At 71.8% G+C, this 17,620-nt stretch carries 14 protein-coding genes; 5 read left to right on the top strand and 9 right to left on the bottom strand.

What is annotated here, in order from left to right; all coding sequences use genetic code 11:
* Window positions 1-50 precede the first annotated feature (50 nt).
* Entirely contained in the window at window positions 51-686 is a 636-nt protein-coding gene (locus IE262_RS27430) for a GbsR/MarR family transcriptional regulator (protein ID WP_189877464.1), read from the top strand.
* Between the two features lie 124 nt (window positions 687-810).
* Here IE262_RS27430 and IE262_RS27425 read toward each other — a convergent pair whose 3' ends face one another.
* The 3 genes from IE262_RS27425 to IE262_RS27415 form a co-directional block, all read right to left on the bottom strand.
* Window positions 811-3,099 carry an NACHT domain-containing protein gene (locus tag IE262_RS27425; protein WP_189877411.1) on the bottom strand — a complete coding sequence of 763 codons (2,289 nt, stop codon included), beginning with the start codon at window positions 3,097-3,099 and terminating at the stop codon, window positions 811-813.
* Window positions 3,092-3,907: a DUF6801 domain-containing protein gene (locus IE262_RS27420; RefSeq protein WP_189877409.1), complete on the bottom strand. Its 816-nt coding sequence runs from the start codon at window positions 3,905-3,907 to the stop codon at window positions 3,092-3,094. The genes IE262_RS27425 and IE262_RS27420 overlap by 8 nt, the downstream gene beginning before the upstream one ends.
* A gap of 168 nt (window positions 3,908-4,075) precedes the next feature.
* The gene (locus IE262_RS27415) at window positions 4,076-4,918 is read right to left on the bottom strand and encodes a diacylglycerol kinase (protein ID WP_134034537.1); all 843 of its coding nucleotides are present in this window, start codon (window positions 4,916-4,918) and stop codon (window positions 4,076-4,078) included.
* 188 nt (window positions 4,919-5,106) lie between these two features.
* Between IE262_RS27415 and IE262_RS27410 the strand changes: the two genes are divergently transcribed.
* Window positions 5,107-6,390, top strand: coding sequence for an adenylosuccinate synthase (locus IE262_RS27410; RefSeq protein ID WP_134034540.1), 1,284 nt, complete (start codon window positions 5,107-5,109; stop codon window positions 6,388-6,390).
* A 423-nt stretch (window positions 6,391-6,813) separates the two neighbouring features.
* On the opposite strand, the gene IE262_RS27405 is transcribed toward IE262_RS27410, so the two are convergent.
* The 5 genes from IE262_RS27405 to IE262_RS27385 form a co-directional block, all read right to left on the bottom strand.
* Entirely contained in the window at window positions 6,814-7,185 is a 372-nt protein-coding gene (locus IE262_RS27405) for a peptidase inhibitor family I36 protein (RefSeq protein WP_189877407.1), read from the bottom strand.
* Window positions 7,182-7,733, bottom strand: a complete 552-nt coding sequence (locus IE262_RS27400) for a hypothetical protein (protein WP_229877518.1) — start codon at window positions 7,731-7,733, stop codon at window positions 7,182-7,184. Before IE262_RS27400 ends, IE262_RS27405 begins: the two co-directional genes overlap by 4 nt.
* A gap of 124 nt (window positions 7,734-7,857) precedes the next feature.
* Window positions 7,858-8,508 (bottom strand): putative DNA-mimic protein, encoded by a 651-nt coding sequence (locus IE262_RS27395; RefSeq protein WP_134034546.1) that lies wholly within the window; start codon window positions 8,506-8,508, stop codon window positions 7,858-7,860.
* A 163-nt stretch (window positions 8,509-8,671) separates the two neighbouring features.
* Complete coding sequence (locus IE262_RS27390; protein ID WP_189877405.1) at window positions 8,672-11,143, bottom strand: dolichyl-phosphate beta-glucosyltransferase; 2,472 nt, start codon at window positions 11,141-11,143, stop codon at window positions 8,672-8,674.
* Window positions 11,140-11,844 (bottom strand): GntR family transcriptional regulator, encoded by a 705-nt coding sequence (locus tag IE262_RS27385; RefSeq protein WP_134034552.1) that lies wholly within the window; start codon window positions 11,842-11,844, stop codon window positions 11,140-11,142. The genes IE262_RS27390 and IE262_RS27385 overlap by 4 nt, the downstream gene beginning before the upstream one ends.
* Window positions 11,845-12,197: 353 nt before the next feature.
* Here IE262_RS27385 and IE262_RS27380 point away from each other — a divergent pair, with 353 nt between their 5' ends.
* The 3 genes from IE262_RS27380 to IE262_RS27370 all read left to right on the top strand — a co-directional run bounded on the left by IE262_RS27380 (window position 12,198) and on the right by IE262_RS27370 (window position 17,301).
* A complete protein-coding gene (locus IE262_RS27380; protein ID WP_189877403.1) occupies window positions 12,198-15,809 on the top strand; it encodes an NACHT domain-containing protein in 3,612 nt (1,203 codons plus the stop codon).
* Window positions 15,810-15,951: 142 nt separating this feature from the next.
* Window positions 15,952-16,485, top strand: coding sequence for an RNA polymerase sigma factor (locus IE262_RS27375; protein ID WP_189877401.1), 534 nt, complete (start codon window positions 15,952-15,954; stop codon window positions 16,483-16,485).
* Window positions 16,486-16,497: 12 nt separating this feature from the next.
* On the top strand, window positions 16,498-17,301 hold the full coding sequence (locus IE262_RS27370) for a hypothetical protein (protein WP_189877399.1): 804 nt from the start codon (window positions 16,498-16,500) through the stop codon (window positions 17,299-17,301).
* A 27-nt stretch (window positions 17,302-17,328) separates the two neighbouring features.
* On the opposite strand, the gene IE262_RS27365 is transcribed toward IE262_RS27370, so the two are convergent.
* Complete coding sequence (locus IE262_RS27365; protein WP_134034565.1) at window positions 17,329-17,598, bottom strand: hypothetical protein; 270 nt, start codon at window positions 17,596-17,598, stop codon at window positions 17,329-17,331.
* Window positions 17,599-17,620 lie beyond the last annotated feature (22 nt).

Genomic DNA, 17,620 nt, shown 5'->3' with positions numbered 1-17,620 from the left:
GTCAGAGGCCAACAGGGGCCAGGGGAGACGATCGGGCGATGGCGGACGGGATGGAAGTGACGGGGGCGACGGGGGCGCGGGCAGGGCAAGCCGAGGGCGCGAGCGCGGACGCGCGGGCCGAGGCGGGCGCGTCACCGAACGCGGGTCCCGGTCCGGCCCGGAACCCGACCGTCACCCCGGGCCACGGCCCCGACGGCGTCCCGGAGCCGAACCGTGACCCCGAGGCCGTCTCCCGGTTCGTCGAGCGGTTCGCCTCGTATCTCACCGAGGCGGGGATGCCGCGGATGCCCGCGCGGGTGTTCGCGGCGCTGCTCGCCTCGGACACCGGAGGGCTGTCCTCCGCCGAGCTCGGCGAGCAGCTCCAGATCAGCCCGGCCGCTGTCTCCGGCGCGGTCCGCTACCTCGCGCAGCAGCACATGGTCTCGCGCGAGCGTGAGCCCGGCTCGCGCCGCGACCTCTACCGCATGCACAGCAACCAGTGGTACGAGGTGCTCGCGAGTCGCGACGGAGTCATCAAGCGATGGGAGGAAGCCCTGCGCGAAGGCGTCGACAACCTCGGCCCCACCACCCCGGCCGGCCGACGCATCGCGGAAACGCTCGCCTTCTTCGAGTTCGTCGAAACGGAGTACGCCGGGCTGATGGAGCGCTGGCGCGTCCACCGCGCTGAACTCTTCGGCGACAGCTGAGACGCGACGGCTGCGTCGCGAGAGCTGGGACGCGAGAGCTGGGACGCGAGAGCTGGGACGCGACGGCTGAGACGGGAGGGCTGGGACGCGGCGCTGACCCGCGAGAGCCGAGCCCCCGAACGGCTCACCGACGAGGAGCGGCACCCGTCCGGCCCGCCGCGTACACCCCGGCGAGATGCTTCTGGAGGCGGGCGTGGCGGAACTGGTACACGGCGCCCGTCTGGCGCAGTACGTCGCGCTTGCAGGCGTCGTCCAGGAAGGCGACCAGCCGCCACGGCAGCCGTCCCGTCAAGGGGAGCCAGACGCGGGCCAGGGCCACCCACTGCCCCCACGCGGTCAGACAGAACCCGTAGCCGAACCCGGCACCGAACGCGCCCTCGATGCCGAAGACGAGACCGAGCTGGAGGCTGCGGAGGGGAGTCTCGGTGAAGGTGGACCCCAGCCCCGCGACGAGTCCGAGCACCAGGGCCCAGACGAGGAGATGGGAGACCACGTTCGCCCGGTTCTGTCGCAACAGGTCGGCGCAGCTGACGGACTCCTTGACATCGATCGGGGTTTCCGCCCAGGCCGTGAGCGCCAGCGCGATCCCCGCCGAGAGCCCGATGGTCAGCGGGAACTGGGCCGCGGCCACGAGCCCGCCCCCGAGCCCGTCGTCGAGCCCGAGCGGCGGCAGGAGAAGCCTGTCGGCGAGCACGAAGGCGAGCGCGATCCCGGCGCCGACCAGGGTCCCCAGCACCGTTTTGTGGAGGAACCGCTCGCCCAGGTCCCTGCCACCGCCGAACAGACGGATCCGTACCGGACGCGGCTTCAGCATCTCGGTGCCGGCGGCGCGCCGGTAGACGAAGCCGAGCGCCAGGCCGAACACGAGTCCGTGCAGAAGCCCCACGACCAGTCCGCGCCGGATCGCGAACCCGAGTCCGTGTGAGGTGGCGATCAGGTCCACGGGAATGTTCCCGATCGCCGTGGTGAGCCCGAAGGACAGCCCCGCCAGCAGCGAGATCACCGCCGTACGCGCCGTAAGGCTCATGGACGTGCCGAGCTTCCACCACTCCAGGTCGGGTCCGCCGCCGCGGTCCAGATGGTCGGCGAGATACCCGAGCCAGCGCTGGGCCCGCTGCGGGGTCCAGTTCCGGGGAGGCGCGGTGTCGGGAGCGCGGGGGTTTCGCCGGTAGGCCGACGGGACGAAGCTGCTCAGCAGGTGCTCCTCGATGGCTGTCCGGGTGCCGAAGCGGCGGGTGTCCAGCAGATCCAAGGGGGTGCGCCTCGGATCGTCGTGCCGCCCGTCCCCTGTGCTCGCCCTCTCGCCGTAGACGTCACGGACGAGGGAGACCATGAGGGGCGTGCCCAGTACCTCGCGGAGGTTCCGGCCGGCCGGGGCATCGGGCCGGTCGTGCAGCTCGGCCAGCACGTGCTGCCACTCGGGTTTGACGGCCGTGGCGCTGCCGAGGATCAGGTACTCCTTCGACTCCTCCGGGGTGAGAGCGGTCAGTACGATCGCGGCGGCGCGCTTCAGCGCTCTGGTTCCCCGGGCCACGTCGGCGTACGTGGCGGTACGACTCGTCAGGACCAACGGCATGGTCGTTTCGGAGAGTTGTTCCAGCGCCTTGGCCTGGAGACCTTCGGCGATCTCGTCGAATCCGTCCAGGACGGGCAGGATGAGCTCTCTGTCGACGATCGCGGCGGCGATCGTCCTCCCGTCGGTGGTGACCGCGTCCATGCCCGATGTGTCACGGCTCAGCCGGTTGCCCAGCCAGGCCTCCAGCGTGTCGGCCTCGGGGTCCCACGAGCCCAGGCTGAAGATCTCCGGGACGGGCTCGCCGGGTGTGCGGGTGTCCAGCAGATCCAGTACGAGCCGCAGGCCCAGACTGGTCTTCCCCGAGCCGGCCTCGCCCGCCACCACGAGGCGGCGGGTGGGGATCTTCCGGTACACCCGGGCGATGTGTGTCAGTTCCCCGTCCAGATCCAGGCGACCGCTCCGCTGGAGTGGGCGGCCGTGGATGAGCTCCCAGTGGTCCATCGGAATCTTGTCGCGGTGGCCCTCCGGGATTCTGTCCGCCGTCGTCCAGCGCACGGGCAGCAGCTTCGGGTCCTTGAGCCGTCGCCGCCTCTCCTCGCGCTCCCAGCGTTTGTGGACCTCGGCGGCGAGCTTCTCGGCGGCCTCGGCGACTTCGTCCGGGTCGTCATGCGGTGCCTGCTCGGTCCCGGGCGGCTGAGCCGCCGGGTTGTTGATGATCAGCGTGCCGATGCGGTCGGCCTGGACCATCGACCCGTGAACGGTGCCGCCGCTCATCTCGTTGCGCCCGCAGTGCTGCTCGGAAGACTCGCCGCCCTCGCCGCCCTCGCCGCCCTCGCGGTCCTCCCCGTCCCTCCCGTCGGGCTCGGGAGTCTCGCCGTCGTCGGACACGTCAGCCATCCCGGTCCTCCGCCCGCCGGCGCCTGCTCCACCAGACGCCCCCGAACACGGCGGCACCCACGCCCACGACGGCGGCGACCGCGGCGACCGCACGCGGAGGGGCCGCGAAGCCCGTACCACCGGACTCGGAGGCGGCGGGAGAGGTGGCGGCGGGGGAAGCGGTGCCGGGGGCGCCGGGCTGGGCCGGCGGCGCACCGCTCGGGGTGCCCGGGGCTGCCGGGGCGGCCGGGCCCGACGCGTCACGCTCGACTGTGAAGGGCGCCAGAAATCCGTCCTGCCCGGAGTCCAGGTCGCACGGCGCATCGACCTTGCCCGCCCGCGTCTCGTCGCCGTCCGTGCCCCGTGGGACGAGATGCAGGTGGATCTCGCCGACGAAGATCTTCGCGGATCCCGGTTCGCTGAAGACGAGCGACGGCAGCGTCCCGATCGCCGGAACGGTCAGCGGGCCGGACCCCGGGACCTCGGACCTCGGCACCTTGAGCCGCATGTCCACGGGGATGTCGCCCTGCGGCGCGGCGACAACGGCGCTCACATCCGCGGTGCCCTCGACGGTGGCCGCACCCGCGAACCGGAGGATTCTGGTGACGTTGGAGCCCACCGTGGCCGAGGCCCTGACGGGCGACCGGGACGTGGCCTGGCCGACCACGTGCGTGTCGGGGGCGGTCCACACGACCGACGCCGTCATCCGCTCGCCACCGATCAGCGGGAACGAGCACGTGTACTTCAGCGTGCGCGGAGCCGGGTCCGCCACCGCGGAACCGGCTCCGAGGAAACCGCCGCTTCCCACGAGGGTCGCTGCGGTGACCACGCGGAGCACGCGGATCGCCGTGCGCCTGCGTAAGCCAGAGGCTGGGGATCCAGTGACCATAATTCACACCTTAAGAAGATGTGTCGCAACTCACAGTCAAAACCTGGGAGCCCTTACGGCTCCTCCGTATCCTCTACCGCTCCTTCGTCTCCTCAAGGATGGTTCCGCTCACCCCGGCAACGTAAGCCCCCAGGCCCCCTCCCGCACGGTCCACGTCCGCGTCCGTACCGGCCCGGTCACCACCGAGTCCGCCCGGTACCGGAACGTCGGCCCGGACACCGTCACCCGGCGACCCACAGCCCGCAGCGGCTCGGCCTCCGTGCCCGCCGGCACCGGCCGCACCTCCACCGCCGCTCCGCCCCCGTTCGGCGCCACCGACACCGCCTCCACCGGCTGGTCGAGGTCGACGAGCGTCGCCCCGTCGACCTCCACCCGCAGCCGGGACGGTTCGGGCGCCGCCGGGGAAGCGAGCCGTGGCGGGCGCGTCGCCAGCGTCCGTACGAAGGACTGGCAGGTCCGCAGCCACGAGGAGGGGGTCATCACCGTCGGTTCGATCACCGTCGGCGCGACCGGTACGGGCGGTATGCCCACCGCCCCCAGCACCACCCCGTCGCTGTCGTCCACCAGCAGGTCGAGCCACCGCTCGGCCCCGTCCAGTGCGGCGCGGGCCGCGGCCACGGTGCCCGTGGGCACCCCGAGCGACCGGGCCAGCACCCCGGCGTCCCCCACCGGCACCAGCGACAGCGCACACGCGTCCAGCTCCCGCTGCCGGTGCAGCAAGGACACGGCCCGCAGCAGGGCGCGGTCGTCGCCGACCACCACCGGACGCCGCGAACCGCGCCGCTCCAGCGCCCGTGCGAACTCCTCCGGCCCCTGAGGGAGACAGACCTTCGCACTCGCCGCACCCGCGCTGAGCACGTCTTTCGCGATCCGTACCGACTCACTGTCCGTGTGACGGGCCAGGGGGTCGATGACCACCAGGAGCTGGTCGGAAGTCGCCACCTCGGTCATGCCTCGCTTCCTCGGGTAGCATCTTTGTGCAAGAGCCCCTTGCGCCATATCGCCAGGGGCTTCGTCTATTCCGGGGCATCCGGGTCCGACAGGGAGCGGCCAGGTCCGGCCGCCGGCGTACGCGGCACGCGCGGTGTCCCGTACGCCCCTGACCTTGGACATGCCCCGCCCGGAAGGGGTGTACGCGCGTGCCCGCACTTGTGCTGCTCGGTGCTCAGTGGGGTGACGAAGGCAAGGGAAAGGCCACCGACCTGCTCGGCGGCTCGGTGGACTACGTGGTGCGCTACCAGGGCGGCAACAACGCCGGCCACACGGTGGTCGTGGGTGACCAGAAGTACGCGCTCCACCTCCTCCCTTCCGGAATCCTGTCGCCCGGCTGCACGCCGGTCATCGGTAACGGCGTCGTCGTCGACCCGTCGGTCCTGCTCTCCGAGCTGAGCGGACTGAACGAGCGCGGCGTCGACACGTCCAAGCTTCTGATCAGCGGCAACGCCCATATCATCACGCCCTACAACGTCACCGTCGACAAGGTGACGGAACGCTTCCTCGGCAAGCGCAAGATCGGTACGACCGGGCGCGGCATCGGCCCGACCTACGCCGACAAGATCAACCGCGTGGGCATCCGCGTCCAGGACCTGTACGACGAGTCGATCCTGACGCAGAAGGTCGAGGCGGCCCTCGACGTCAAGAACCAGGTCCTCACCAAGCTCTACAACCGCCGCGCGATCGCCGTCGGCCAGGTCGTCGAGGAACTGCTGGGCTACGCGGCGCAGATCGAGCCGTACGTCGCCGACACGGTCCTGGTCCTCAACCAGGCGCTCGACAACGACAAGGTCGTGCTCTTCGAGGGCGGCCAGGGCACGCTCCTGGACATCGACCACGGCACGTACCCGTTCGTCACCTCGTCGAACCCGACCGCGGGCGGCGCCTGCACGGGCGCGGGCGTCGGCCCGACCAAGATCAGCCGCGTCATCGGCATCCTCAAGGCGTACACGACCCGCGTCGGCGCCGGCCCCTTCCCCACCGAGCTCTTCGACGAGGACGGCGAGGCGCTGCGCCGCATCGGCGGCGAGCGGGGTGTGACGACCGGCCGTGACCGCCGCTGCGGCTGGTTCGACGCGGTGATCGCCCGCTACGCGACCCGCGTCAACGGCCTGACGGACTTCTTCCTCACCAAGCTCGACGTGCTGACGGGCTGGGAGGAGATCCCGGTCTGCGTGGCGTACGAGATCGACGGCAAGCGCGTCGAGGAACTCCCGTACTCCCAGTCGGACTTCCACCACGCCAAGCCGGTCTACGAGACCCTGCCGGGCTGGTCCGAGGACATCACGAAGGCCAAGTCGTTCTCCGACCTCCCGAAGAACGCCCAGAACTACGTCAAGGCCCTGGAGGACATGTCCGGCGCCCCGATCTCCGCGATCGGCGTGGGCCCCGGCCGGGACGAGACGATCGAGATCAACTCGTTCCTGTAGAACGCGCGCGACGCCGCACCCACCCGCCCGCACCCGCCCCCGTCCGGCTCCCGTCGGCCGGGGGCGGGGTCCGTGAGCGGGCGGGAGTCGCGGAGCATGTCGGCGCCCTGTCGTCCGTCAACATCGAAGGGCTCGACTTCGCGGCGTCGACCGCTGTGGGCAAGCGCCTGCGGACGGCAGCCGTCGCGGACGAGGAGCAGAGGGTGGCAAGGAGGAGAGTGACTGGAGCGGCGCCCACGTGTTGCACCTCGCCCTGCCCACCGTCGACTGGCCTCGTGGTCGCCCCGTCCTGACCAGAACGCCCACGCGGTATCGCGGTACCGGTATCCGTACGATCCGCATCGTCGAGCAGTACTGACAGCAACTCCAAGACGAAGGGCGCCCCCCGAGCGGGCGCCCTTCGCGCGTGAGTGGGGCCCTGGGCTAACAGCGCACTGTCCATGTGTGGGAACCGCCCTGGTCGTTCGCACCCGCGTTGTAGCCGATCTCCTGGCCGGGGGCGAGGCAGAGGGTGACGCGGCCCGTGAGCTCGCGGCCCGAGTAGATCCTGACGTGGTCGGGGACACCGGGGCCGGAGACGCCGTGGTTGGCCCACGAGGAGTCGTAGTGGTACATGTCGCCCTCCCACCAGCGGTCGTCGCCGCTGTGCTCGATCTTCAGGCCGTTGAAGTTGGCGTCGGTCCAGACGCAGAAGTAGCCGCTGCGGCAGGGCGCCGCCTGCGCGGTGGCCGACGTGGCCAGGACGGCGCCCGTGGAGATCAGGGCGGCGGCGAGGAGGGCGGTGAAGCGGTTCATGGGTGCGCGGTTCCCTTCGAGGAGGAGTGCGTACTGGCTGCGAGAACGGTCTTCGCGGACTTCAGGGCGTGGGCGCGCAGACGGCGCCAGTCGGCCAGTTCGGCGCGGTGCCGGTGGCGGACCTCGGCGAGGGAGCTGTGGGTGTGCGCGGCCTCGGGCCGGAGGTTGTTGACGATCGCCGAGGTGCGGAACCAGCGGCGCTGGTCGCCGTACAGCCGCTGCTGCGCGGCGGCCAGGCAGCCGTCGGTGTGGGCGCGGACGACGTAGCCCGTGGGCAGGCGCACGGACAGTTCCGTCCTGCCCGCGCCGAACAGGGCGTCGGAAACGCGCTGTTGGTCGGCGGCCGGGGGCGGTCTGCGGCCCGGCCGCGGAGGGGCGAGGCCCCGGCGGGTGAGACAGGCGTCGGTGAGGTGCCGGGTCGCGGCCTTGATGAGGTCGTCAGCGGACGGGCGTGAGGCAGGCGGGGCGCTCGTGCAGGCGGTCAGGCCGACAGTGAGGAGCAGGGTGCCCGCGGCGAACGCTGCGGTGAGGGTGCCGAGTTGGCGCATGAGGAGACCCCGGAGTTACGGACGGTGACGGCCTGGTGACCGAGATCTCCCCTGCGTTTTCCCCGGATATGCGGCATGTCGCCCGTTCAGGTGACCAAGGGGCTGGCCGCGGCCTCTCCGACGCTCAGCTGAACACGATCATCGACCCCTGGGCCAGGCTCCGCGTCACCGCGGCGTGGAGCCCCAGCCACACGTGCCGTTCCCGGGCGAAGGGGCTGGGGTCGTACGGGGCGGGGACGGCCGGTTCCTCCAGCTCCGTGGGGGTGAGGGGCGGGTCGGGGGCGGCCGGCGGGTTCGCCGGGTCGATGCCGATCGAGGGGGCGACGAGTTCCAGCTCCCGGAGCAGCGCGTGGGAGGAGCCCAGGGGGCCGCCGCCGGCCAGCAGCTCGTCGCTGGCGAGCGGATGCGGGAAGTCCACGGGCACGTACGCGCCCGCGTGGTCGTAGTGCCAGACCAGGTGCGACTGCTGGGCCGTCGTCTCGAACATCTCCAGGAGCTGTTCGTAGTCGCCGCCCAGTTCGTCGACCGGGGTCACCGCCAGGCCGCACACCTGGAGCAGGTACGCCCGCCGCAGGAAGTGCAGCGCGTCGTAGTCGAAGCCCGCGACCGGGGCCACGTCACCCGACAGGCCCGGCATGTACTGGTACACCGGCACCGGCGGCAGGCCGGCCTCGCCGAGCACCTTGTTGTAGAGCGCGAGCTCCTCGGCGAAGGGGTTGTCGGGGGTGTGGCACAACACGTCGACGAGCGGGACCAGCCACAGGTCACAGGCCAACAGAAAGCTCCTCGCGTAAGGACGAGTGGACGAGTACGGGACGAGTAAGGGACGAGTAAGGGACGTACGGGATGAGTAAGGGCGAGTAATGGTCGAGTGACACAGCGTGTGCGCGGTGGTCAGGGAAGCGTAATGGGTGGGGGCTGCTTCGGCCCCCCTTGAGTCAGCCCTCTTCGTGCAGGTCCCATACCCACACTCCGCCGACCCACTTACCCGGCCGGCCCACCAGCTTCTCCACGGTCTCCCGCAGCTGTGCGTCGTATCCCTGCGGGGCGAGCACGAGCGCGCCCGCCTTCCAGTGGGCGAAGTCCCTGCGTGCCTGGGCCCGCCAGTTGTCGCCGATCTCGGGTACGACACCCGAGTACCGCACCTCGCGCAGCAGGTTCGAGGTGTAGCGGGGTGAGGCTCCGTAGATGCCGATGCGCTCCTCGCCGTACGGGCCGTTGAAGTAGCCGCCGGGCATACGGAACTGAAGGTGTGCCGTGGTCTGCCAGTGCAGGGCCTCCGCGTTGCCGGGGTCGGGCAGCGGCACCGGTACGAGGGTCTCGCCCTTTCCGGTGTCGACGTACGACTTCCACGTCCCGTCGGCGATGAAGGCCGGCACCTCGGGCCGCTCCACCGACTTCAGCGGGGCGGGGACGATCGGGATCAGGGCGGCCGCGACCGCCGTCAGGCCCACGAACTGGATGCCGAGGTGCGGGGACCTGACCAGGGCGTCGATCGCGAGCGCCAGCAGTATGCCCAGCACGGGCGCGCAGATCATGGCCACGCGGCCCTCGATGACCGACTCGAAGAGGGGTTTGTCCGAGAGCAGCGCCCACGGGCCCGGCACCACCGTGTCGGTCAGCGGGATGGGGATCCTCGGGCCCAGGGACAGCAGCGCGGCGGCGACGCCCGTGAACGCCAGCGCCTTGACGACGGTCCGCTCCCAGAGGCCGATGACGATCGCGAAGGCCAGCGCGGCCAGCGGCCAGCCGTAGAAGGCGTTCTGCTCGGTGGGGTTGAGGGACAGCGCGTTCGCGGTCTCCTCGTTGCCCGCGACGAGGGAGCGTTCCGCGAACGAGAACAGCGCCAGGGGGCTGTTGCCCGCGTTGTCGCCGTGCAGGACGCTCTTGTAGCTCTGCGGGCCGAAGAACTGCCAGGCCAGCGGGAAGGCGACCAGCGGGAGGCAGACCAGCAGGGCCAGCCCGAGGCCCTTGAACAGGGGCCGCCAGGACTCCTTCGCCACATCCCGCCGGGCCACCGCGTACGCGACCGCGAACAGCAGCATGCCCATCGCCGCGAGCAGCAGCGGCTCCTCGCCCAGGAAGATCTGGTACGTCGCCATCAGGCCGAGCACGATGCCGTCCCGGCGGACGCGGGCGCCCTCGCACAGCCGCAGCGCCCGGTCGATGATCAGCGGCATCATGAACAGGACGATGAAGTTCGGGTGCGCGTTGGCGTGGCTGACCATCGGCGGGGCGAAGGTCGCGAGGGCGGCGCCGGTGAAGGCCGCGCCCCGGTGGCGCCCGACGCGGCGGACGATCAGCCAGTACCAGGCCGCCGCCGTCGCGGTCAGGCCCAGCGTCATCGCCAGGCCCAGGGAGACGGCCGGGCCGAGGGCGAGGGTGATCGGGGTGAAGGGGACGGACACGCCCAGCATGACCGTGTTGGCCATGAGGTTCACGCCGTCGGGGAAGCCCTGGAGGGTGGTGAAGAGCGGGTTGCGGAGATGGACGACGTGGTCGGCCGTCACCGCGAAGAACCACTCCCACTGGTTCTGGTCCTGGAGGGAGTCCGGCAGATAGCGGTGGTTGGGGTCGATCCAGCGGCCGGCGTACAGGAGCACCGACATCAGCAGGAACGCCAGGACCGCGAGGAGGTCGGCGCGGCGGACCGAGCGGGCCTTGAGGGCGGTGAGTTCGCCCAGGACCCGGGCGTAGTCCCAGGGGCGGATCTTCGAGCCCGACTGGTGGGCCCAGCGGACCGGGACCTCGGCGACCGGCCAGCCGGAGCGGCGGAAGTACTGGAGTATCTCGATGTCTATGCCGAAGCCGTCGAGCCGGGACGCGGCGAAGGCCTCACGGGCCCGCTCGCCGTCGAACAGCTTGAAGCCGCACTGCGTGTCGCGGATCCCCGGCACCGCGAGGCCGCGGATGAGGAAGTTGCCGGCGCGGCCGAGGGCCTCGCGCACGGGGTGCTGGTGGCGCTCGATGGTGGCGCCCGGTGTGGCGCGCGAGCCGATCGCGGCCGTCCGCCCGTCGGCGAGCGCCTTGTCGAGATGCTCCAACTCCTCGATGGGGGCGGCCAGATCGGCGTCCGTGACAAGCACACGGCGCCCGTACGAGGCGCAGACGCCGAGACGCAGGGCGTGGCCCTTGCCACGGTTGCGGGGGCTGGTGACCAGCTGCACGCGGGGCTCGGCCTCGGTGGCGGCGGTGACGACGTCACGGGTGCCGTCGGTGGAGCCGTCGTCGACGACGATGACCTCCCACGTGGTGCCGTCGCCGGCGTCACGGAGGTGGCCGGTGATCGCGTCGAGGGTGCGGCCGAGCCTGTTCTCCTCGTTGTAGGCGGGTATGACGACCGAGAGGTCCACCTCGTGCGCGCCGGGCGTGCGCTCGTACGCGCCGGGCCCGCGTGTCACGGCGCTCATCCGGCGGCCAGGCGTTCGACGAGGGCGAGGCAGTGGGCGTTGTGCCCGGCGACGATCTCGTGCGCGGCCTTCGCGTCGCCGCGGGCCAGGGCGTCGACGAGTTCGGTGTGCCGCGCCCACAGCAGACCGCGCAGATCGGGCAGCCGCCGCAGGTGCTGGACCGCGCACACCCAGGACTGCACCAGCAGCCGGTGCAGGAAGTCCGCCAGGTAGGGGTTGCCGAACAGGTCGCTCAACTCCCGCCAGAAACGCAGGTCGTAGCCGATGAGGACGGTCAGGTCGCCTGCGGTGGCGGCGCGCCGGGCCTCCTCGCCGCGACGGCGCACACCGGCCAGTACGGCGGTGGTGCGGGAACCGGTGTCGTACTCCTTGTCCGCGCGGAAGACACCGCCGATGACCATGCTGCGGGCCTCGATCATCTCCCGGTAGTCGTCCAGGGAGTACTCGTGGACCTGGAAGCCGCGGTGCTGCACCGCGTCCAGCAGACCCTGGGCCGACAGGTCGACCAGCGCCTCGCGAACGGGCGTCGCGGAGACGCCGTACTGGTCGGCGATCTCCTTCACGGTGAACTCCTGCCCCGGCTGGAGCCGGCCGGCCAGCACCTCGTCGCGGAGCGCGTCCGCGAGCTGCTGCCGCAGGGTGCTGCGGGTCACGGTGCTGTTGCCGTTGCGGCTCGGCGTGGTGCCACCGGTGCCGGGCATGGTCGGGCCCTCCCCTTTCGTGTACGGGTACGTGGTCGTGTACGGGTACGTGGTCGTGCGCGGGTTCGTGGTCGTGCGCGGGTTCGTGTTCGTGTGCGGTTACGTGGTCGTGTGGCGGTACGTACTTTTCTACGAGCACGCCACCTTACGCGTTCGGGATTGCTCCCAGGATGAATGGTGTGCCCGGCCGGGGTGGCCGTGTCATGGGCGTCAGGGAACGCAGCCTTCCACGCGTCACAGATCTGCAACGCGGGTCAGGAAGGCTTGTTGGGGTGGGGTCGCCGCGTGACCATGAGTGGCGGGCGGCGACAGCGCGGCCTGTGGGGGGACGGGGCGGCGGAGGAGAGCGGGGCGTGGCCCAGCGACCGGTCGACGGGGTGCACGGGAAGAACGAGATCTCAGGCGGGCGCATAGGCACCGCGGTGCAGGCCGGCAAGGTGGACCAGGTGGTGATCCACGAGCGCCGCTCGCCCGCCACCGGCTATCTCGTCGCCGCGGTGAGCGGCGCGGCCATGGCGGTGCTGGTGTACTTCGTCCTCGCCGCGTCCCCACGCCTCTCGTGGCCGTGGCCGGGCCTCAACCGCTACGGGACCGCCGCCGTCGTCGCCGGGGTCGCCGCGCCACTCGCCGCCCTCGGTTTCGAGGTCCGCCGCCGTGTCCGGCGCCGCCGCAGTGCACGCCGCCTCACGGACGACGAGTTGCGGCGCACCGCCGACAAGCTGGCACACGTCCTGGCCACGCAGTACGCGCGGGAGGCGGAGCTGGGCCGGATCCACGACCCGCTGGCGCTTCCGGTGCGCTGGGTACCCGCGGATCCCGGCCTGGGCGACCATGTCGAGAACCTCGCCGACGGTCCGGACGGCGGCGGCAGCCTGCTGCGCGAAGGAGAGTTCAGCGCCGTCGCGGAACAGTACGCTCGGCTGCCGCGTGGCCGCCTCGTCGTACTCGGCGCGGCCGGAGCCGGAAAGTCCGTGCTGGTCCTGGAGCTGGCCAGGGAGCTGTTGAGGCAGCGCGGTGGGTCCGGCCGGGTCCCGGTCGTGCTGCCGCTGTCCCCCTGGAACCCTCGTGAGCACGCCGACGTGTGGAAGTGGGCCGCAGGGGCATTGGCGGAGGCGTGGCCCGAGGCACTGGCCGACACCGGCCTGCCGCCCCGCGACGTGGCCCGGCAACTCATCGGTGCCGACCTGGTCCTGCCCATCCTCGACGGCTTCGACGAGCTCCCGCCCGCCTTGCGCGTCGACGCGCTGCGCAGCCTGCACGCTCTGCTGAGCGGCGACCAGCACTTCGTGATGACGAGTCGTACGCGCGCCTACCGCGAGGCCGTCGAACAGACCGACCTGCGGCTGCCGGGCACTGCCGCGATCACCCTGCGGACGCTGAGCCTCGCGGATGTGGCGGGCCTGCTGCGCCGCTCCAGCCGGACGAGAGCCGGCGGGCGGACGAAGTGGGACCCGGTGCTGGACCGGCTGGCCGACCCGGGAGCGGCAGGCACGAGGGAGGTCCGCCGGCTGCGCACGGTGCTCGGCAATCCGCTGATGGTCTCCCTCGCCCGCACCGTGTACAGCGACACCGTCGCCGATCCGGCCGTCCTGCTCGACGCCGGCCGCTTCGACAGCGTACGGGCGTTGGAACGCCATCTGCTGAGCGCGTATGTCGATGCCGTGTACGGCGCCGAGTCGCTCCGCGGTGACCGGACGCCGTGGCCGACCGCCGATGCCCGGCGCTGGCTGGCGTATCTCGCCCACCGACAGCGACAGCAGGGACGGCAGGACATCGCCTGGTGGCGGATGGGTCACCTGGCGCCCCGCTGGGCCCGGCTGGTGCTCTCCCTGCCCCTGGCCGTGTGTGTGGCGGCGGCGGTGGCCGCGGTGCAACTGGCGTGGGAGAAGCGGCTGCCGCTATGGGCGGTGGCGGCCGGCGGTGTGCTGGCGGCCGCCACCGCCGAGTGGCTCGTGGTCGACGACGACAAGGACGCGCCGGCGCCACAGCGGCTTCAGCGCCCGGGGCGCGCCGTGTTCCGCGAGGTCCTGGGCGGGCGGTGGGGGCGGTACGCCACGGCCCTGGCGCTGCTCCTGCCGCTCGGGCTGTGGGCAGCGGCCCTGGTCGGGGCGGTCGCGGAGGGGACGGCTGTCTCGTGGACGCTGGTGTCGGCGGCGCTCGGCCTGTTCGCGCTGCGCAGCGCCGTGCGCCGCCCCGCCGACCCGGAGAGCCGTACGCCGCGGGCACTGCTCCGCGACGACCGGAGAGCGGCCCTGCTGCTGGGACCCGTCGCGCTGCCCAACGCGGACGGAGTGCTGTCGGGGCACAAGGCGGTGCTCGGTGTGACCGCCCTCGTCGTGGGGAGCTGGAGCCTTGGCCGCGGCGCGGAGCTCATGAGCTCCTGGCACTGGCTCCTCCTCCTGGCCCTGGGCATGGCCGCGGCCACGGTGTGGAGCGTCGCGGCCTCGGCCTGGGCGCGCTATGGCGTCGTCCGCTGCTGGCTCGCGTGGCGCGGGCTGCTGCCGTGGCGGCTGACGCACTTCCTGGAGTACGCGCTGGAGCACGGCGTCCTGCGCAGCAGCGGCGGCTACTACCGCTTCCGACACTTGGAGCTGCAGAACGAACTGGCCGACTCGGTCGACGTGGCCTCCGACGTGGCCTCTTCGGCTTCGTCGGACCTTTTGGCCTCGTCGGCCGCTTCGATTCCCCCGGCCCTTTCGGCTTCCTTGGCCGCTTCGGTTCCTTCGGCCCTTTCGGCTTCCTTGGCCGGTTCGCCTGCCGGGCCACGGCTGTCGGTCCGACTGGCGGTCCGGGCGACATCGGTTCTCCTGGCGCTGCTCGCGCTGTCCGCGTCCGCGGTGCTGTACGAGACCAGTCGTACCGCCATGATCCCGCCCGTTCCGATCCGTACCCTGCCCTCCGCCTGTGATCTGCTGCGCCCGCAGGACCTGCGCCCGTTGGTGCGCAAGCCGGTGGTGCTGCGGGACGTGCCTGCCGCCATGACGGAGAACACTGGGCGTGGGGGTTTCGCGCAGGGCTTCAAGGCGGCTCTGCGGCAGCCCGTCGACAGTTGCACAGTGGCCGAGCAGGATCCCTTCCGGCCGGATGTGGTGGTCACCGCCTTCACCGGCCTGGGGCGGGGCGAGGACATGTGGAGGACGGGGGTGGAGGCGGCACAGCAGACGGCCAGGTCGCCGGCCCCCAGCTTGTACTACACCGGCTCCGAGCAGCCCGTCGCCGACCCGATGGCGCAGCAACTGGCCAACGCCTACCACTCGGCCGTGGGTTACGCGACCGCCCGGGCGGACAACGCCGTGGTCGGGGTCGTGGTCAACAGCCAGTTCGGCAGCACCAAGCAGGTACAGCAGGCCGCCGGGATCATCGCCCGCGGCGTGCTGCACCGCGCCGGACTCGTTGCTCGGAACGACGGCCCCGGGCTCGCCGACGTACCGGAGACCGAACTGCCCAAGCAGTCGCGGCTGACCGCCTACGTGCGCGGCCGGACGGCTCGGCTCACCCCCGACACATGGTCGGGCGGGGAGGCGTCGGGCCTGACCGTGGCCGACTTCCGGGCCCGGGGCGTGTGGTTCGTGCTGCGTACGCCGCGCTTCGTGGGGTGTACGCAGTCCGAGGCGGGCGAGGGCGAGACCGCTTGGCGCTGCACTGTGGGGCACGGGAAGGACCGGTTCACGCTGGACATGGTCGTGAGCACGTGCCGTGGTTCGTGCTCCGACAAACGCGTCGAGGAGTTCTTCCGCGCCCGGCCCGGGTCGTGGGTAGGGGAGTGGCCCCGACACGACAAGTGGACCAGCTACCGCACCCCGGAACCGTATCGCGCCCAACTGGGCCGGATGTTCACCTCCGGCAAGGGGGACGACCTCGACACCCACCTGATGTGGCTGGACGTCACCGCTCCGAAGGGCAGTCCCGAGCTCGCCGAGAAGGTGCTCAACGACGCGTTCGCCCAGACCGGCGGGCGGTCCTAGCCGGGAGTGCGTTCGCGATCACGGGACGCCCGCGTATCCGCACCGCATCCGCATCCGCACCTGTATCCGCATCCGCATCCGTAAGCCTGTTGCACATGAGGCAGTGGTGGACACGTAGGGGCAGACGCTACGGAAGGAAACCATGCCCATCGATACGGAAGCCCAGTTCACGGAGGTGTACCGGGCCCACTACGAGGACGTGCTGCGGTTCGTGCGCCGTCGTGCCCACCCCATGAACGTCGACGACATCGTCGGAGAGACCTTCCTCACCGCATGGCGCCGACGGCGCGAGCTCCCCGAGGACCCGCGGCCCTGGCTGTTCGGCACGGCGCGCAAGGTGATGCTCAACGCGGGCCGAGGCATGCGCCGGCAGACCGCGCTCGTGGTGCACATCCAGCAGTCCGCCGAGACCGGCTCCCACGACCGGACGCTCGACACCACGGCCCAGGTGGACAGCCGGATGGACCTCGTCGCCGCCTGGAAGTCACTGCCTCCGGCCGACCAGGAGGTCCTCGCGCTGCACGTCTGGGAGGGGCTCGCGGCCAAGGACGCGGCGAAGGTCCTCGGCTGCACCCGCGCCGCCTACGCCATGCGCCTCACCCGCGCCAAGCGGCGCCTCGCCGGACGGCTGACCCCCGCGCATTCCCTCTCGCCCGCCCCCGCCCCGACGCACTGATCAGGAGTCCTCATGAACAACGACCTTCTCTCCCGCCTCGCCGAGCTCGACGCCGCGCCGCGCACCGAACCGTCCGCCGCCGACATCGACCGCGAGGAGCGGCTGCTGCGGACCGTCCTGAGCGACACCGGGCGGCCCGAGCGGTCGGCCGGTGCCGCGTTCCGCCGCCCGCTCGTACGGCGTTTGGCGTTCACGGCGGTCGGCGGCGCGCTCGCCGCGGGCGCGGCCGTGGTGGCGGTGGCGGTGACGGGCGGCGGGCTGTTCGGCAACGGCTCCGGACCGCTGTCCTCCGCGGAACTGGCCACCTGGACCAGCACCCCCCACAGCCTGAACACCGCCGACGGCAAGGGCTCCGGCGCCGAGAAGCGGTGCGTGGACCTGACGAAGGGCACCTCCGGTGCCGGGGCCTCTCCCCGGATCAGCAACGCGGACATCCGTGGCAGCGTCGCCTCCATGATCGTCACGCGGGGCGGCGATGCCGCGTGGTGCCTGACCGGTTCGGACGGCTCCGGCGCCATGATGGCCGTCTCCCCGGTGGTGGAGCTCCCCGCCGACCGGATCGACCTCGACACGCTGGGCGCCTGGGGCAGCGGCTCGGGTCAGGTCAACTACGCGCTCGGCTCGGTGGGTTCCGACGTCCAGGAGATCACCGTGCGCGATCACGGACAGACCGTCCACGCCATGGTGGAGGAGGGCCGCTGGACCGCCTGGTGGCCGAAGGGCGACCCCGACGGCATGATCACCGGCACGCTCACCCTCACCCTCAAGGACGGGTCGACCCGGACGGTCGACGGGGACGCGTTGATGAACCAGTGACGGAACCCGCCCTGGGCGGCCGGGGTTTCAGCGAGCCGCGGAGCGGCGCAGGCAGCGGAGCAGGACCACGAGGTGAGCGACATCCTCGTCGGCCAGCCGGCAGCGCGGGCAGTCGCCCGGGTCCGGCGCCCGGTGCTCGCAGGGCGCGGCGTCCCCGGCCCGGGACGCCTCCTGCGGCGTGCGGCGCACGCGCTTGTCGCGTTCGGGCAGGGGCGGAACGGTCCGCTCTCCGTCCTCCTGCGACGGCTGCGGTGGAGTGCCCTGGCCAGGGATCCGGTGCGGCTTTTCCTTGATCATCGGTGCCTCCCGTCGTCTGGGT

It is taken from the genome of Streptomyces bluensis (genome assembly GCF_014650715.1).
GTDB classification, from domain to species: Bacteria; Actinomycetota; Actinomycetes; order Streptomycetales; family Streptomycetaceae; genus Streptomyces; species Streptomyces bluensis.
This window is presented reverse-complemented; position numbering and strand designations above follow the sequence as displayed.